18 protein-coding genes, 4 tRNA genes and 1 riboswitch are annotated in these 15473 nt (G+C 65.6%); of the genes, 15 read left to right on the forward strand and 7 right to left on the reverse strand.

Features of this window, described 5'->3' with window-relative positions; translation table 11 throughout:
- Positions 1-10: 10 nt before the first annotated feature.
- Positions 11-739, forward strand: coding sequence for an ABC transporter ATP-binding protein (locus tag AC5P74_RS08020; RefSeq protein WP_053501194.1), 729 nt, complete (start codon positions 11-13; stop codon positions 737-739).
- Complete coding sequence (locus tag AC5P74_RS08025) at positions 736-1656, forward strand: HlyD family secretion protein (protein WP_346607599.1); 921 nt, start codon at positions 736-738, stop codon at positions 1654-1656. The genes AC5P74_RS08020 and AC5P74_RS08025 overlap by 4 nt, the downstream gene beginning before the upstream one ends.
- 4 nt (positions 1657-1660) lie before the next feature.
- Here AC5P74_RS08025 and AC5P74_RS08030 read toward each other — a convergent pair whose 3' ends face one another.
- Complete coding sequence (locus AC5P74_RS08030) at positions 1661-2110, reverse strand: hypothetical protein (protein ID WP_206619730.1); 450 nt, start codon at positions 2108-2110, stop codon at positions 1661-1663.
- 133 nt (positions 2111-2243) lie between these two features.
- On the opposite strand from AC5P74_RS08030, the gene AC5P74_RS08035 reads away from it, so the two are divergent.
- From AC5P74_RS08035 to AC5P74_RS08055, 5 genes are all read left to right on the forward strand, one after another.
- Positions 2244-2319 (forward strand) — tRNA-Gly (locus AC5P74_RS08035).
- 141 nt (positions 2320-2460) lie between these two features.
- Positions 2461-2536, forward strand: a tRNA-Gly gene (locus AC5P74_RS08040).
- Between the two features lie 66 nt (positions 2537-2602).
- Positions 2603-2676: transfer RNA gene (locus AC5P74_RS08045), tRNA-Cys, on the forward strand.
- Positions 2677-2793: 117 nt separating this feature from the next.
- Complete coding sequence (locus AC5P74_RS08050; protein WP_206619809.1) at positions 2794-3708, forward strand: ADP-ribosylglycohydrolase family protein; 915 nt, start codon at positions 2794-2796, stop codon at positions 3706-3708.
- A 218-nt stretch (positions 3709-3926) separates the two neighbouring features.
- The gene (locus tag AC5P74_RS08055; RefSeq protein WP_005415995.1) at positions 3927-4196 is read left to right on the forward strand and encodes a hypothetical protein; all 270 of its coding nucleotides are present in this window, start codon (positions 3927-3929) and stop codon (positions 4194-4196) included.
- Between the two features lie 22 nt (positions 4197-4218).
- Here AC5P74_RS08055 and AC5P74_RS08060 read toward each other — a convergent pair whose 3' ends face one another.
- Positions 4219-5301: an alpha/beta hydrolase family protein gene (locus tag AC5P74_RS08060; RefSeq protein ID WP_346607598.1), complete on the reverse strand. Its 1083-nt coding sequence runs from the start codon at positions 5299-5301 to the stop codon at positions 4219-4221.
- A gap of 181 nt (positions 5302-5482) precedes the next feature.
- Here AC5P74_RS08060 and AC5P74_RS08065 point away from each other — a divergent pair, with 181 nt between their 5' ends.
- On the forward strand, positions 5483-6316 hold the full coding sequence (locus tag AC5P74_RS08065; protein ID WP_053500376.1) for an AraC family transcriptional regulator: 834 nt from the start codon (positions 5483-5485) through the stop codon (positions 6314-6316).
- Between the two features lie 3 nt (positions 6317-6319).
- Here the strand turns inward: AC5P74_RS08065 and crcB are convergent, their stop codons facing one another.
- Positions 6320-6712 (reverse strand): fluoride efflux transporter CrcB, encoded by a 393-nt coding sequence (crcB, locus tag AC5P74_RS08070; protein WP_346607597.1) that lies wholly within the window; start codon positions 6710-6712, stop codon positions 6320-6322.
- An 81-nt stretch (positions 6713-6793) separates the two neighbouring features.
- A riboswitch (Fluoride riboswitch) is annotated at positions 6794-6857 on the reverse strand.
- Positions 6858-6879: 22 nt separating this feature from the next.
- Positions 6880-7281, reverse strand: coding sequence for a helix-turn-helix domain-containing protein (locus tag AC5P74_RS08075; protein WP_005415999.1), 402 nt, complete (start codon positions 7279-7281; stop codon positions 6880-6882).
- A 111-nt stretch (positions 7282-7392) separates the two neighbouring features.
- Between AC5P74_RS08075 and AC5P74_RS08080 the strand changes: the two genes are divergently transcribed.
- Both AC5P74_RS08080 and AC5P74_RS08085 read left to right on the forward strand, forming a co-directional pair.
- Positions 7393-7596, forward strand: a complete 204-nt coding sequence (locus AC5P74_RS08080; protein ID WP_346607596.1) for a helix-turn-helix domain-containing protein — start codon at positions 7393-7395, stop codon at positions 7594-7596.
- Between the two features lie 359 nt (positions 7597-7955).
- A complete protein-coding gene (locus AC5P74_RS08085) occupies positions 7956-8192 on the forward strand; it encodes a hypothetical protein (protein ID WP_005416001.1) in 237 nt (78 codons plus the stop codon).
- 9 nt (positions 8193-8201) lie between these two features.
- On the opposite strand, the gene AC5P74_RS08090 is transcribed toward AC5P74_RS08085, so the two are convergent.
- Complete coding sequence (locus AC5P74_RS08090) at positions 8202-9251, reverse strand: 4Fe-4S dicluster domain-containing protein (protein WP_346607595.1); 1050 nt, start codon at positions 9249-9251, stop codon at positions 8202-8204.
- Positions 9248-9535 carry a hypothetical protein gene (locus AC5P74_RS08095; protein ID WP_014036651.1) on the reverse strand — a complete coding sequence of 96 codons (288 nt, stop codon included), beginning with the start codon at positions 9533-9535 and terminating at the stop codon, positions 9248-9250. The genes AC5P74_RS08090 and AC5P74_RS08095 overlap by 4 nt, the downstream gene beginning before the upstream one ends.
- A gap of 179 nt (positions 9536-9714) precedes the next feature.
- Here AC5P74_RS08095 and AC5P74_RS08100 point away from each other — a divergent pair, with 179 nt between their 5' ends.
- Both AC5P74_RS08100 and hemN read left to right on the forward strand, forming a co-directional pair.
- Positions 9715-10155 carry a group III truncated hemoglobin gene (locus tag AC5P74_RS08100; protein WP_053500369.1) on the forward strand — a complete coding sequence of 147 codons (441 nt, stop codon included), beginning with the start codon at positions 9715-9717 and terminating at the stop codon, positions 10153-10155.
- A 44-nt stretch (positions 10156-10199) separates the two neighbouring features.
- The gene (gene hemN, locus AC5P74_RS08105) at positions 10200-11609 is read left to right on the forward strand and encodes an oxygen-independent coproporphyrinogen III oxidase (protein ID WP_053500383.1); all 1410 of its coding nucleotides are present in this window, start codon (positions 10200-10202) and stop codon (positions 11607-11609) included.
- A 21-nt stretch (positions 11610-11630) separates the two neighbouring features.
- Here hemN and AC5P74_RS08110 read toward each other — a convergent pair.
- A tRNA-Leu gene (locus tag AC5P74_RS08110) sits at positions 11631-11717 on the reverse strand.
- A gap of 130 nt (positions 11718-11847) precedes the next feature.
- Between AC5P74_RS08110 and AC5P74_RS08115 the strand changes: the two genes are divergently transcribed.
- From AC5P74_RS08115 to AC5P74_RS08125, 3 genes are all read left to right on the forward strand, one after another.
- The gene (locus AC5P74_RS08115) at positions 11848-12282 is read left to right on the forward strand and encodes a BLUF domain-containing protein (RefSeq protein WP_005416006.1); all 435 of its coding nucleotides are present in this window, start codon (positions 11848-11850) and stop codon (positions 12280-12282) included.
- Between the two features lie 143 nt (positions 12283-12425).
- Positions 12426-13712, forward strand: a complete 1287-nt coding sequence (locus tag AC5P74_RS08120; protein ID WP_053500381.1) for a nucleotide sugar dehydrogenase — start codon at positions 12426-12428, stop codon at positions 13710-13712.
- A gap of 55 nt (positions 13713-13767) precedes the next feature.
- On the forward strand, positions 13768-15390 hold the full coding sequence (locus AC5P74_RS08125; RefSeq protein WP_053500367.1) for an FMN-binding glutamate synthase family protein: 1623 nt from the start codon (positions 13768-13770) through the stop codon (positions 15388-15390).
- Positions 15391-15473 lie beyond the last annotated feature (83 nt).

A 15473-nucleotide genomic window follows, 5' to 3' on the forward strand; every position in this document is an offset into this window, starting at 1 on the left:
GGACCGGCCGATGACTTCCGCACGCGCCGTCGCCCCGACCCTGCAGGCCGACGCATTGGAGAAAGGCTTCATGTCCGGTGATGTGCAGGTGCCGGTGCTGCGTGGCCTGTCGCTGGACATCTATCCCGGCGAGCTGACCCTGGTATCCGGCCCGTCCGGCTGCGGCAAGAGCACGCTGCTGTCGCTGCTGTCCGGCCTGTCCGCGCCCGATGGCGGTCGCGTGCACGCGCTGGGCCAGGACGTGGGCCACATGACCCGCAGTGAAGTGGAGCGTTTCCGCCTGCACCATGTCGGCTTCGTGTTCCAGGGCTTCAACCTGTTCCCGGCACTGACCGCGCTGGAGCAGGTGCAGCTGCCACTGGGCTACCGCGGCATGCGCAATCGCGAAAGCGAGCCGCTGGCCCGCAAGGCGCTGGAAGAAGTCGGCCTCGGCCATCGAAGCCACATGCGCCCGGCGCAGCTGTCCGGTGGCGAGAAACAGCGCGTGGCGGTTGCCCGCGCGTTTGCCAAGTCGCCGACCCTGATCTTCGCAGACGAACCCACCAGCGCGCTGGATGCCGAGAACGGCCAGCGCGTGATCGACATCCTGCATCGCTACGCACGTGCGCATGGCGCCACCGTGCTGTGCGTGAGCCACGATCCGCGCCTGATCCGGCATGCCGATCGGGTGATCGCCATGGAAGACGGCATGGTCCGTGATGACCGCCGCCAGAACGAAACCGTAGAGTCCGCCCCATGACCAAGACGTCGCATCTGCTTCCCCTCAACCTGGCCCTGTCCGCGGCACTGCTGCTCGGCGCCTGTTCCAGGGAAGCGCCCACCGCTGCATCGGCCCCCTCAGGCAGGGAGGGTACTGCCGCCGCCGGCAAGGTCGCCGTGGCGCGGGGCATCATTGACGTCGAAGGTGGCCTGATCGCACTGGCACCGCCGGTGGATGGCTCGATCACTGCAGCGCCGGTGAAGGAAGGCGCCACGGTGAAGAAGGGGCAGTTGCTGCTGTCGCTGGATGGCGCCCTGTTGCAGCAGGAAGTGGCAATGGCCACCGCCGATCTGGCCTTGGCCAATGACCGCCTGAAGGGCAGCCAGGCGCAGCTGCGCGAACTGGAACGCAACGCCACCCGCCTGTCCACGGGCGCCAGCGAAGGTGTGTCCTCGAACCAGCAGGCCGATGCGGCCAAACAGCAGCTGGCCGGTGTGCGTGCCGATGTCGAGGTGGCCGGTGCGCAGGTCGACATGGCGCAGCACAAGCTGGAGCACGCGAAGCTGAAACTGCAGCAGATGTCGTTGAGCGCGCCGGAAGCCGGCACCGTGGTCGGCCAGGTGCCGGGCGTCGGTGCCTTCGTGCAGGCGGGCAAGCCGGCGATCTCGTTGCTGCCGGCGCGCCCGCTGCAGGTGCGTGCCGAACTGAGCGCCGCCTACGCCGATGCCGTGCAGGTGGGCATGAAGGCTACCGTTGTGCCGGACAGTGATGGTGCGGAGAACATGGGCACGCTGCCGCCCGCACGCGTGGTGCGCATCAGTCCGGTGTTTGCGCAGGCACGCCTGCCTGAAGATGCAGGACGTGGCATGGCCAAGGTGGTGGAGTGCGTGTTGGAGTTCGACGGGCAAGCCAAGGCGCGCTTCGGCCAGCACGTGCGGGTGGAGTTCCGGAAGTAAGCCTCTAGCGCTGCGGCGGGGGAGTCTGTGGTGACCCGCGCCGCCAGAGCGCCCGCCACGCGCTCACCGCCGACACCACGCACAGCGCCAGCAGCAATCCCACGTCCAGCAGCAGCAACCACAGCAGGTGCATGCCTTGTACCGGCGGCTGGTGCATCGCCGACAGCATCCACGGTATCGACCACACCAGCAGCAGGGCGAAGGCGATAAGCAGGCGCAGCCACAGGCGTTTGAGTTTCCACGGGCGCACGATCAGTGCCGCCACCACCAGTTCAACCGTGCCCAGCAACGCGAACACGATGACGGTGCTGGTCGGATAGGGCAGCTGGGCGCCTTCCAGGCGATGCAGCAGCCAGTAGTCCGGAGTGAAGCCAGCATTGACAAGTGCGGCGATCAGCGCCAACCAGGTCAGCGCGACCAGCAAGCAGAACAGACGGACGTAGCGTCTCGGCATCGGGGGTGTCCGTGCTTGGGCGGAGCAGCGTAACCCAGTGCGGACGCCAGTGACCGCATGATGTGAAGACTGTTGACGGCGTGAAGGAATTTGGACACAATAGCGCTCCTTCGACGCAGGTCGAATGGAATCTGCGGGAATAGCTCAGTTGGTAGAGCGCAACCTTGCCAAGGTTGAGGTCGCGAGTTCGAGTCTCGTTTCCCGCTCCAGATTCTACAGGCCCCGGTAGGGGCCTTGTTTTTCTCCCGCCACGGCAAGGCGGGGCACGTTGGGCCACAAGGCTTTACGCGCAGTCAGAAAAGTGAAATCGCTGGTGTGTTTTCCGGATTTCCGGTAGCATGTCGGCTTACGCGGGAATAGCTCAGTTGGTAGAGCGCAACCTTGCCAAGGTTGAGGTCGCGAGTTCGAGTCTCGTTTCCCGCTCCATGTTCCGACAGGCCCCATCTTGGGGTTTTGTCTTGTCAGGGCTACGTTCCTGGCGCGCAGTACGTTGGCCTCATGGCAGAGTGGCTATGCACCGGATTGCAAATCCGTTTACAGCGGTTCGATTCCGCTTGAGGCCTCCAATTGAAAAGCCCTGACTCCGGTCAGGGCTTTTTTGTTTGGCTGCGATCGATTCCCCGCTCGCGCGATCACCGCCCGGCAGTCAGTCATGTCAGATGCGGTGGCGCTACACTCGTGTGATGAACCAGATTGATCACTTCCGCGGCGCCTTGCTCGGCCTCGCGTGCGGCGATGCCGTCGGTACCACGCTGGAGTTCAAGCCTCGTGGCAGCTTCACCCCGATCACCGACATGGTGGGTGGTGGGCCGTTCCAGCTGCAGCCGGGGCAATGGACCGACGATACCTCCATGGCGATGTGCCTGGCCGAGAGCCTGGTGCGTTGTGACAGCTTCGATGTGCACGATCAGATGAACCGCTACGCCAACTGGTACCGGCATGGGTACTGGAGTGCGACCGGTGAGTGCTTCGATATCGGTATGGCAACGCGGGCTGCCATCGACCGGTTCCTGCAGGACGGCCAACCGCTGGCGGGTAGTGACGACCCACGCAGCGCTGGCAATGGCTCGATCATGCGTTTGGCGCCGGTGGCATTGCGCTACGCCGGGACTCCCGACCTGCAGGCAATGGCCGAGCTGAGTTCGCGAACGACGCACGCTGCACAGGAGTGCCTGGAGGCGTGCCGCTTGCTGGCGGTCGCGCTGGAGCGGGCGTTGGCAGGTGGCACCCGTGACGCGGTGCTGGATCTCAGCAATGTCCCTGTCGAGAGCGCGCGGCTGCGGCAGATCGCGGCGGGCGGCTACCGCGGTGCCACGCGTGAGCAGATGCGTGGCAATGGCTATGTTGCCGACAGCCTGGAAGCTGCACTCTGGTGCTTTGATCGCCACGACACCTTTGAAGCCGTCGTGCTCGAGGCGGCCAATCTTGGCGAGGACGCCGACACCACGGCCGCCATCGCGGGGCAGCTGGCGGGCGCATTCCATGGTGCGCGCGGAATCCCCGGGCGGTGGTTGCAGCGGCTGGCCCTGCGTGCCGAAATCCAGGCGCTGGCCGATGCGCTGCACGCCTTGAACCAGGGCAGCGACCGCGCTACGTGAGTCGGGTTCCCTGCCTGTGAACTGCGCCGGCAGGATGCTCCCTGCCGCCGCCATTTCCGACGCCGCGCTGCTTCACCTGCAGCAGTCCGCCACGCCCCGGTCACCAGTCTCAGCGGGCCACGACATGGAAAGGCGCTATGGTCGAGTTCCACGTCTCAGGGAGCCGCAATGGCGAGCAAGGACATCACGCGTCGTTCCAGCCACGGAGCGAAACGGAAATGAGCAAAGTCACGGCAGATGTGCGCTGGTTGACCTTCCGCTTGAAGAACGGGCAATCCATTGGCCCGGATCGGCTGAAGGACGGATGGGTCATCGCCTCGGAAACCGCCCGCTGCGGGGTGCGCCGCGAGCATATTGAAGGGTCGGGCCTGGTGTATGCCCTGTACGCGCCGGCCAACCTGGCCTCACCACGGCGCGCGGAAATGCGCATGCGCGAATTCCTGATGAGCTCGGGCTACACCTTCACGATGGGCACGCTGGGCGGCTGAGCTGCGCGCGGGCCGCGATTGCTCAACGCTGCGCGGCCTTCAACGCCTCAATGATCTGCGCGCCGGAGAAGCCACAATGGCCTTCGCCAACGCGTGGCAGCACCTGTGGCAGCGGACGGGCGCCGGCCCGTGCGGCCGTCTGCGGATACACTGTCTGCATGCGCGGCACGATCGTCGGGTCGTTGTTGTTGAACTGGATCACCAGCGGTCGCCTCAACGCACCGCTCAATGCCAGCTCCCTGCGGACAGCGGCCTGCGCGGCAGGCACGGCATCGACACGTTGTACGCCGGCATTGAACGCCATGTCGTCACCGAAGCCGCTGTAAGCCACACCTCTGTTGCCCACCGGCATGCCGCCACTGCGCGTGGCCAGTTCGTGCAGGACCAGTGCATGCAGGCTGATCGTGCCGGCCAGTGCATCAGCGGACACCTGCAGCCGCTGTGCCAGCAACGCGGCATGCGACGGGCTGCGTTGCAGCGCATTGGAGATGCCTTGGTACAGTTCGCCCTGTGGCAGCGCAGCCGCTTCGCGTGAGACCAGTCCCGCAGCCGGCAGGCCTTCGGCCTTGGCAAAGAAGTAATCGAAAGCGACCAGCGTGGTCAGCAGATCACTCGCGATCTGTTCGCCACTGAGATTGGCGCCGCATAGCGACACACCACCGGCGTAGTGTTGCGGGAACCGCTCGAGGCTGGCGAGGGTCACGGCTCCGCCCATCGAGAATCCCAGTAGCCAGGTGTGGCGCACATGCCGGAGTTCACCCGCTGCATGCCGGCGCAGGCGTTCCATGTCGGTAATCGCATCGGCCACCGCCCAGCCCTGGCTGGCATAGGCGCTCTGCGCGACGGCGTAGCCTGCAGCCAGCAGTGGCGCGGTGCCGTCATTGGCAGCCATTGGCGTAGCACGTGGCATGCCTACCGGCTCGTAGCCATGCGCCAGCATCACCAGGTCACCGTTCCAGTCAGCCGGCACATCCAGTCGCCACGGGGCGCCCTGCAGTTCGCCGCTGAACGTGCGCGGTGATGCAGCGGGTGCGGCCATCACCTGTGTCGTGGGGAATAGCAGGGCGAGGGTGAGGTTGAGGGCACATCGTAGCCATCGACACATCACGGGCATTCCATCCGGGAATCGCGTCAGCTTAGACGCCGCCAGCAGCCTGCGCGCGCTGCACTGCCGCAGGAAGGGCGGGCTGGGGGCGCCCGCTCCCCGAGTCGATCACGTCCGCTACGGGAGGATTCCGATACGATGTGTCGCCTTGATCTCCTTCTACTTTACCCAGGGTCCCGTTATGGTCGACCGGCTCGCCATTCTGCTTGACCGCTTTGCGGTCACTGCCTCGGTGTTCCATGCCGGCGCGCTGTGCGGCATCAACTCGCTGGCGGGCGAGGATGACGCCGGGCAGCTGCACCTGGTGCGACGTGGCCCGCTTCAGGTCAGCCATGGCCAGCAGACCGTCCAGGTCGAGGTGCCGAGCCTGCTGCTGTACCCACGGCCGATGCCGCATCGGTTCAGCACCGATCCGCAGCACGGCGCCGACATGGCCTGCGCCAATCTGCATTTCGAGGGCGGGCGGCTCAACCCGATCAGCGCGGCGTTGCCCGATTTCATCTGCCTGCCGCTGGCCGATCTGTACGGCGGCAACGCAGCGCTGGAGCTGCTGTTCGAAGAAGCCTTCGAGCAGCGCTGCGGGCGTGCGGCGATGGTCAACCGGCTGTTCGAGGTGGTGATGATCCAGGTGCTGCGGCAGCTGATGGAAGGGGGGGAGATGCGTGGTGGCCTGTTTGCCGGGCTGGGGCATCCGCGGCTGCGGCTGGCGCTGGTGGCGATGCATGAAGCGCCCGCACAGTCCTGGACCCTGGAAGACCTGGCCGAGGTGGCCGGCATGTCACGCAGCGTATTTGCTGCCAGTTTCCGTGAGGCGATGGGCACCACCCCGGGCCAGTACCTGCAGGGCTGGCGGGTGGGCCTGGCGCAGCAGGCACTGCGTCAGGGGCGCCCGTTGAAGCGGATCGCTGATGACGTTGGCTATGGTAGCGAAGCCGCGCTGTCGCGCGCATTCAAGGCACATACCGGGCAGTCGCCGCGGGAGTGGCGCGGACAGGCCCGCGCCGGCGCGGGCTGAGCCTCAGCCCAGCACCAGCCGGGCCAGTTTCATGCCACCGAACAGGCCAACCAGGCCCAGTGCCACCGAACCGCCGGCGTACAACGCTGCCAGGCCATGATGGCCGCGCTGCAGCAGCAGACCGATTTCAAGCGCGTAGGTGGAGAACGTGGTGTAGCCGCCGAGGACGCCGGTGGCCAGCAGAAGGCGCAGCTGCGGCGACGCGCCATTGCGCAGGGCGAAGGCTTCGACCAGCACGCCCATCAGCAGTGCACCGCTGATGTTGATCAGGAAGGTCGACCACGGCCACGGGCTGCCGACCGCTACCCGCGTACCGATCAGGTTGCAGGCATGGCGAAGGCAGGCGCCGAGCCCGCCGCCGACGAAGACCAGCAGATAATTGTTCAATGCGTGCATCACATGCCTCGGTTGCGGGTTCGCTGATTCGATGGCGAACGCCGACGACAGGCACGGCCCGCCATCGACGAACGCCGGTTCGTCCTGGCAGGAGCCATCAGCCCTTTCAGGCGGTTATCGGGGGAGCCCCATCCCCATCCGCGACCATGCTACCAGTGGTAGTGCATTCACGTCATCGAGGTCGTCAGCACCCGGATGACCTTGCTGCGGCTGAAGCCGTCCATCAGCAGTTCGAAGGCCAGCAGGTCCAGGGCCGCGTGGCGGCGGTGGTCGATCTCCAGCCCTTTCTCCTCCACCAGGTGGCTGACCAGTTCATAGGCGTCCTGCCAGACATCCAGGTGGGCCTGGCTGGGGATATAGGTATTGCCCCGCTCACCGACGCCAAGCCCGCTCACGCCGTACAGCAGTTCACGCGCGTCCAGTTTGGCCGCATCGGCGATGCGGAACAGCTGTTCGGCCTTCACATGGGCGGGGCTGACATGGTCGTTGAGCCAGTTGCTGATGGTTGCCGTCGTCGAATCGGCGGCGCGGGCCAGATCGGCCGGGCGAGGGTGCCCGGCTTTCTTCATGGCAATGGCGAGTCGTTGGCCGAGAGTATTCATCTATGCAAGCCAGCTTAACGCGTGGATCGCAAAGTTCCCTTGTTCCAAGAATAAGTCTGGTTAACAGAAGGACCGACCGTGACCGAATTCTGGAGCAAGGGGCAGGTACGCGCCCGGCTGGGTTTCCGGACCGATGCCGAACTGGCGCGCTTTTTTGGCATAAGCCGATCTGCCGTGTCGCAATGGCCCAAGAACTTCCCGATTCCTGCGCTACGCCAATACATCCTGCATCAGCGCTATCCCAACCTGTTCCCCGCGACTGAGGATGCGCAGGGCGAGTAAGCCTCAACTGCGCCGCCTTTTGTCGCATATAGCACCCTAAGCGGCATTTGCTAAGTATGCTTAGCAACATTGGAAACTTCGATGAAACGGGGCTGGCCCATCAATGGCGCCTACCAGGGCGGAACCGGGGGAATCGGGGCAGTGTGTCGGGTCCGACCCATCCGGGCACCCCGTCTCCCCGTATGTGGTTTCGTGAACGATTAATAATTTCGATCACGAAAGTCGCGGTATGTAATTGACCTGTCGTGAAATCTATGACTAATTGGGATCAACCGGACGTGAAGCCCGGGAGTCTTTCAGTAGCTCGCAAGTGAGTCGGTAGACCGTCAACGATGCAGAACAAGTCCAACGGAGGTCGTATGGAATACGGCATGCATGGCTTGGCTGAACGGGTACGCCGCGAACTGGAAGCCAGTTATCACAAACACGGATGCGGTCCGGCGTTCTGGGATACCTACCAGCAGGTGCTGGACCGCCTGGTCCCGCAGGGGACCGAGCGTACCGAAGTCACCAATGAAATGGCGCTGATCATCGAGCAGCTGGGCATCGTGCGACGTGCGCAGCTGGTGCCGCCGCACGCCAACGGGCCGCGTTGATCCGTTGATTCAAAGCAGGCGCCAGGCGCCGCAGGCCAACAGCGCCAGCAGTATCGACAGCAGTGCCAGGGTCCGCGGTCGCCACCATTGCCGCGGTTGCCCGGCCATGGCCTGCGGACTGCAGTAGCGCACCAGCCCCGGGCCGAAACCGGCCTGGTGCTGCTGCCGCGAGCAGGCCTCCAGGCAGGCGCCGCAGGCCAGGCAATCGGCCTGAGGTCCCTGGCGGATATCCAGTTGCATCGGGCAGGCGCTGACACAGGCAGCGCAATCGGTGCAGTCGCCCAGGCGGTCGGCGCTGAAGGTGGGCATCGGTCCGGCCAGCAGCGGATGTGCAGCGCGGAACACGTAGTCCTGTGCGGTGGTCGGGTCGAGCAGGCCACGGCCGCGTCCGAGCACGCCCCCCAGCCCCGACGGACGCATGCCGCGCGGTTCGCCGCGGCGCGCGTCGTACAACATGCGGGGTGTATGCGGATCGGTCAGCAGCGGCTGCAGGCGCGCGAAAGGGCACAGCGAACGGCACACCTGCTCGCGCAGGAAGCCGGCATTGCCCCAGGTGGCGGCGGCATAGAACAGCACCCAGAACGTTTCCCAGCCGCTCCAACCGGCATGCGGCGCGGCGACCACCAGTTCTTCGATCGGGCTGAACAGACCGACGAACGTGATGCCGGTCCACAGCGACAGCAGCCCCCATGCCACCTGGGTGGCAGGGCGCACGGCGGGCGCTGGCAAGGCCCGGGCCATGGCGCGCGCAATCCAGTCGAAGGCGCGGCGCCATAGCGTCTGTGGGCAGGCGTGGCCGCACCAGATGCGGCCGGCGAGGTGGGTGAGCAGCGCGAGGCCCACCGCCAGCACCGCCAGCAACCCTATCAGCACGCCAACATCGCCGGGCCACAATGTCCAGCCAAACAGGTCAAAGCGCCGTGCGTTGATGTCCAGCAGCAGGGCCTGCCGCCCATTCCAGCGCAGCCATGGCAGGGCATAGAACATGGCCAGCAAGAGCATGCTGAGCGCGGCGCGCCAATGCCAGCGGCGTGGGATTCCGGTGCAGGCCGTACTCATCCCAGCGGCAGCTCGTCGTCGTCGTCGCTTGGCATCGGTCGCTGCAGGTACCAGGTGACCGCGCTGGACAGTGCGGTCACCGACCAGAACATGAAGAATCCTGCCGTATAGCCCAGTTCGCGGCTGATCGCCGTACCCGGAAAGCTGATCGCCTGCAGACGCAGCGGGTCGACAAAGGCGAAGAACACCACGCTGGCCAGGCCTGCAGCGATGAAGCTGGGCCAGAGGATGGCGCCCCAGTGCTGGATCAGCTGCTGGCGGCGGCTGGGAGAGGGTCTGTTCATGCTGTCCCGGGTCGGAATGAGGGCGGCGCGTATACTCCGCCGAGGCTGGCGCAGCATCCGCAGGGCATGCTTCCTGCAGGAATGCCAGACTAGGTGCAGCGGACTGCGCCGACATTGATCTGGATCAACGGCGGTGCCGGCCGGCTACGGCACACTGCCGGCAAGCTTTGGGTGCCCCGATGAACGCAATACCGCCGCCTGTCCTGCCCGTCTCCTCGCCCGGGTTGTGCACTGAGCAGGAAGTGACCCGCCTGGTCCACGACTTCTATGCACGCGTGCGCGAGGAAGAGCGGTTGGGGCCTGTGTTCGAAGCACACGTCCACGACTGGCCGGAACATCTGGCGCAGCTGGTCGATTTCTGGTCGGCAATGCTGCGCGGCACGCGCCGCTTCAAGGGCTCGCCGATGTCCAAGCACATGGCCATCGAGCTGGACAAGGACCTGTTCGACCGCTGGCTGGTGCTGTTCCGGATCACCAGCGCCGAGTGCGGCAACCCGCCCATGCAGGCGCTGGCCAACGACGTGGCCGCGCGCATCGGTGACACCTTCTGGAAGCGCTACCAGATGCTGCGCTGGCCGCAGGTCGGCCTGCCGGTGCTGGAAATCCCCACCCGCGATTGATCTGGGTCAAGGCGGTGGCGTCCGCCCGGCGCGATGCTGGCGGCATGGACACGTTCTCACCCGCCGCCGGCGGTCTTGCCTGGACCTTCGACCCCGACCTGCTGCGCCGGCATGACCGGCCGGGGCCGCGCTACACCTCGTATCCGACCGCGCCTCACTTCCACGATGGCTTCGATGCGCCGGCACTGCGCCAGGCAATCGCCGACAGCAACCAGCTGGCCCGCGCGCTGTCGCTGTACGTGCATGTACCGTTCTGCTCCAGTCCCTGCTTCTACTGCGGCTGCAACCGGGTGATCACCCGCGACCGCGGCCGTGGCCACAGCTACGTCGCGCGCGTGCTGGCCGAGGCCGACCTGCTGGCGCCGCAGTTCGAGGACGGCCGTGAGGTCATCCAGCTGCACCTGGGCGGGGGCACGCCGAATTTCCTCGAGGCCGAGGCGATGACCACGCTGGTGGAAGGGCTGCGCCGGCGCTTCGATTTCAGCGATTCACCGCAGCGCGATTTCTCGATCGAACTCGATCCGCGCTTCATCGATACCCGCGATGTCGCCATGCTGGCGCGGCTGGGCTTCAACCGCGCCAGCCTGGGCGTGCAGGATTTCGACCCACAGGTACAGGAAGCGATCAACCGCGTGCAGGGCGTGCAGCAGACGCTGGACATCCTGCAGGCCTGCCGCGACAGCGGCATGCGTTCGGTCAACGTCGACCTGATCTATGGGCTGCCGGGACAGAGCCTGGAAGGATTTGGCCGCACCCTGGAACGGGTGCTGGCATTGCGCCCGGATCGCCTGGCGGTGTACGGCTACGCACACCTGCCGCATCTGTTCCGCGCACAGAAGCAGATCGACGAACGCCGCTTGCCTTCGCCGGAAGACAAGCTGGCGCTGCTGGGCCTGGCGGTGGAGAGGCTCTCCACTGCGGGCTACCAGTACATCGGCATGGATCACTTCGCACTGCCGGAAGAAGATCTGTCACGCGCGCAGCGCGCCGGCCAGCTGCATCGCAATTTCATGGGCTATACCACCCACGCCGATACCGATCTGCTCGGCCTGGGCGTGAGTGCGATCAGCCACATCGGTGCCACCTACAGCCAGAATCCGCGCGACCTGCCGTCATGGGAGGATGCCGTGGACCAGGGGCAGTTGCCGGTGTGGCGCGGCGTGGCGCTCAGTGCCGACGACCAGCTGCGCGCAGAACTGATCCAGCAGCTGATGTGCCAGGGCGAAGTGGACGGTGCGGTGCTGGGCCAGCGCCATGGCGTGGATTTCGAGCAGTACTTCGCCGAAGACCTGCGTTCGGTGCAGCGGCTGCAGGAGGACGGTCTGGCCGAGTACCGTGACGGTGTAGTGCGCGCCAGCGAGCCTGGACGGCCGTTGCTGCGACTGCTGGCGATGTGCTTCGACCCGTACCTGCGTGCGGCCTGCGAGCAGCCGCGCTACTCGCGTGCAATCTGACGTTCGTCGTGAAAAGTGCGATGGTGCCCGGAGCCGGAATCGAACCGGCATGGGGTTGCCCCCGGCGGATTTTAAGTCCGATGCGTCTACCAGTTTCGCCATCCGGGCCTGCAGCGCGGCGCCGATTGTAGCCCAGCTGCGGGATCCCGACCCGATTGCAGTGGAGCGGCGGTGTGCTTAACTGTCGCTCCCATTCATGTCATAGTCCAAAGCATCGTTCCCAGGGGGGAGCCACCCGATGTCGCTGCACGCGATTGCCTATGCCAGCGAGGCCCGCGCCGACCTGCAGACAACCGATCTTGACCGCCTGCTGGCCGATGCCACCGCATTCAACCGAGTAGCCGGTGTCACGGGTGTGCTGATGTTCGATGGCAGCCGTTTCCTGCAGTACCTGGAAGGCCCGGAGGATGGCATCGATTCGGTGTACCAGCGCATCGCCAATGCGCGCAGCCATGGACAACTGAAGGTGCTGTGCCGCGCGCCGGTGGCGCAGCGGGCATTCCCGCGCTGGTCGATGGGGACCCGGCGCATTGAGGCAGAACTGCTGGTACAGATCGTCGACGCCTCATGGCCGGGCTTCGTGCTTGGCTGCGGTGGCTTCGAGCGCCTGCTGCAGGCCTGGACCGGCGCCGATGGTGAACTGGAGCCGGCCGCGGTCGCACTGGGCTCCTGACCCCACCTTGGCGGCCGGGCACCCGGGCCGTTAGGCTGTAGCCTTTCTGGCATGGATCTTCCCGGAGTGGCAAAGCGAATGAGTAGGTCGGCCATGCCCATGGCAGTACGCATGCGATTTCAGCCGTTGCATGGGATGCGGCGTTGAGCGCGCCGCTTGCGGCAGCAGCGTCGCCGCGCTTCGCGGTGATCGGGCTGGGCTACGTGGGCCTGCCGCTGGCGGTGGCCTTCGGCCGGCACTGGCCCACGCTGGGCTTCGACATCGATGCTGATCGCATCGCCGAGCTCCGCGACGGCCAGGACCATACGCTGGAAATGGAGGCCGATGAGCTGGCCAGTGCACAGCAGTTGCAGTACGGCAGCGATCCGGCATTGCTCGATGCCTGCAATGTCTACATCGTTACCGTGCCGACCCCGATCGACGCCTATGAGCAGCCCGATCTGGAGCCGCTGCGTTCGGCAACGCGGCTGATCGCCAGCCACCTGCGTGCGGGTGACCTGGTGATCTACGAATCCACGGTGTACCCCGGCACCACCGAAGAGGTCTGCGTGCCGTTGCTGGAGCAGCTTTCCGGGCTGCGCTTCAACGAAGACTTCTACTGTGGTTACAGCCCGGAGCGGGTCAGCCCCGGCGACCGCCAGCGGCGCCTGGCCGATATCCGCAAGATCACCTCGGGGTCGACACCGGAAGTGGCTGCGGTGATTGATGGCCTGTACCAGCGCATCATCGCCGCCGGCACCTTCCCGGCGCCGTCGATGCGTGTGGCCGAAGCGGCCAAGGTGGTGGAGAACATCCAGCGTGACGTCAACATCGCGCTGGTCAATGAGCTGGCGCTGATCTTCGACCGGCTCGGCATCGACACCCAGGATGTGCTCGACGCCGCCGGCAGCAAGTGGAACTTCCTGCCATTCCGCCCGGGCCTGGTCGGCGGCCACTGCATCGGCGTGGACCCGTACTACCTGCTGCACAAGTCCGAGAGCGTGGGCTACCACCCGGACCTGATCCACACCGCGCGGCAGGTCAACAACCGCGTCGGTGAGCATGTGGCGTCGCGTGTGCTGGCAATGCTGGCCGAACGTGGCCGCGTACCTGCGCAGTCGCGTATCCTGGTGCTGGGCGTGACCTTCAAGGAGGATTGCCCGGACCTGCGCAACAGCCGCGCGCTGGAACTGGCGCAGCGCCTGCGTGATGCCGGCGCACAGGTGGAGGTCAGCGACCCGTGGGTCGGCCCGGCGGCATTGGCCGACGCGGGCGTGCACTGGCTGGCCGAGCCGGTGGCGGGGAGTTACGACGCCGTCGTCCTGGCAGTGGCCCATGCCAGATTCAAAGCCATGGATGACGCCGCAATCCAGGCGCTGCTGGCACCGGGCGGCATCGTCTACGACGTGAAATCGGCCTGGCCGCGCAATGTGGTTGACGGTCGCCTGTAAACGCCGGTGACGGCCGGCGCGGTAGACTCGCAGGCAGTTGCAACCAAGGAACGCCATGCACCGGTATATCGTCTACCTGCTCGCCATCCTGATGTTTCCCATCTGCCTGTGGTTGGCCACGATCTGGCCGGCCTGGTACTGGGGCGTCGGCCTGACTGCCGCGATGGTGGCGCTGGGGACCTGGGATCTGCTGCAGAAGCGCAGCACGCTGCGCCGCAACTATCCGGTGATGGCGCATTTCCGCTATGGCCTGGAATCAATCGGCCCGGAAATCCGCCAGTACTTCGTGCAGAGCGACCTGGAGGACGTGCCGTTCTCGCGCCAGCAGCGTGCGCTGATCTACCAGCGCGCAAAGAACGAAATGGACACGGTGCCCTTCGGTACCCTGCGCAGTACCTATGCGGTGGATTACGAGTGGATCAACCATTCGCTGGCTCCCACCTCCATTGCCAAGCATGATTTCCGCGTGCTGATTGGGCCGAACTGCGCCAAGCCTTATTCGGCCAGCGTGTTCAACATCTCGGCGATGAGCTTCGGTTCGCTCTCGGCCAACGCGATCCGCGCATTGAACGAAGGTGCGCGGCGCGGCGGCTTCTACCACGACACCGGCGAAGGTTCGATTTCGCCCTACCACCGCGAGATGGGCGGCGATCTGGTCTGGGAAATCGGCTCGGGCTACTTCGGCTGCCGTGACGAGAAGGGTGGTTTCAGCGAAGAGCGCTTCGTCGCCAACGCTACCCATGACCAGGTCAAGATGATCGAGATCAAGCTGTCGCAGGGTGCCAAGCCGGGCCACGGCGGCGTGCTGCCGGCACCAAAGGTGACCGCCGAAATATCGGTGACCCGTGGTGTTCCGATGGGGGTGGACTGTGTATCGCCGTCGCGTCACTCGGCATTCTCGACGCCGGTCGAACTGTTGCAGTTCGTGGCCCGGCTGCGCGAGTTGTCCGGTGGCAAGCCGGTCGGTTTCAAGCTGGCCATCGGCCACCCCTGGGAATGGTTCGGCATCGCCAAGGCGATGCAGGAAACCGGGCTGCTGCCGGACTTCATCGTGGTCGATGGCGCCGAGGGAGGCACCGGCGCGGCACCGGCTGAATTCGTCGACCATGTCGGCGTGCCGATGCATGAAGCACTGCTGCTGGTGCACAACACCCTGGTCGGCCTGGACCTGCGCGAGCGCATCCGCATCGGTGCCGCTGGCAAGATCACCAGTGCGTTCGACATCGCGCGCACCGTCGCGCTGGGTGCCGACTGGTGCAATGCCGGCCGAGGCTTCATGTTCGCGCTGGGCTGCATCCAGTCGTTGAGCTGCCACACCGACAAGTGCCCGACCGGCATCGCGACCCAGGACCCCGCGCGCTGGAAGCATCTGGATGCACCGGACAAGGCCACCCGTGTGTACAGCTATCACGAGCACACGCTGCATGCCTTGAAGGAACTGTTGTGCGCGGCGGGCCTGAACGATCCGGCCGAGCTGGGGCCGGAGCACATCCTGCGTCGCGTGTCGCCGGTGGAAATCCGTTCGCTGGCGTCGCTTTACCGTTACCTGGAACCGGGCGAGCTGCTGCACACGGTGCCCGACCATGCGGTGTTCCATGCATTCTGGGCCGATGCGCGCAGCGACTCGTTCCAGCCGCCGCCGAAGATCCAGGCTCTGCGCGCCAGCAAGTCGCGGTAGCGTGATGTTGTAGAGCCGAGCCCATGCTCGGCTGTTCTTCGTTCCGACCTCGCGATGACTGATTGAAAAGCAGTCAAGTATGG

The organism is Stenotrophomonas sp. YJH_SMC_94-11 (assembly GCF_059370435.1).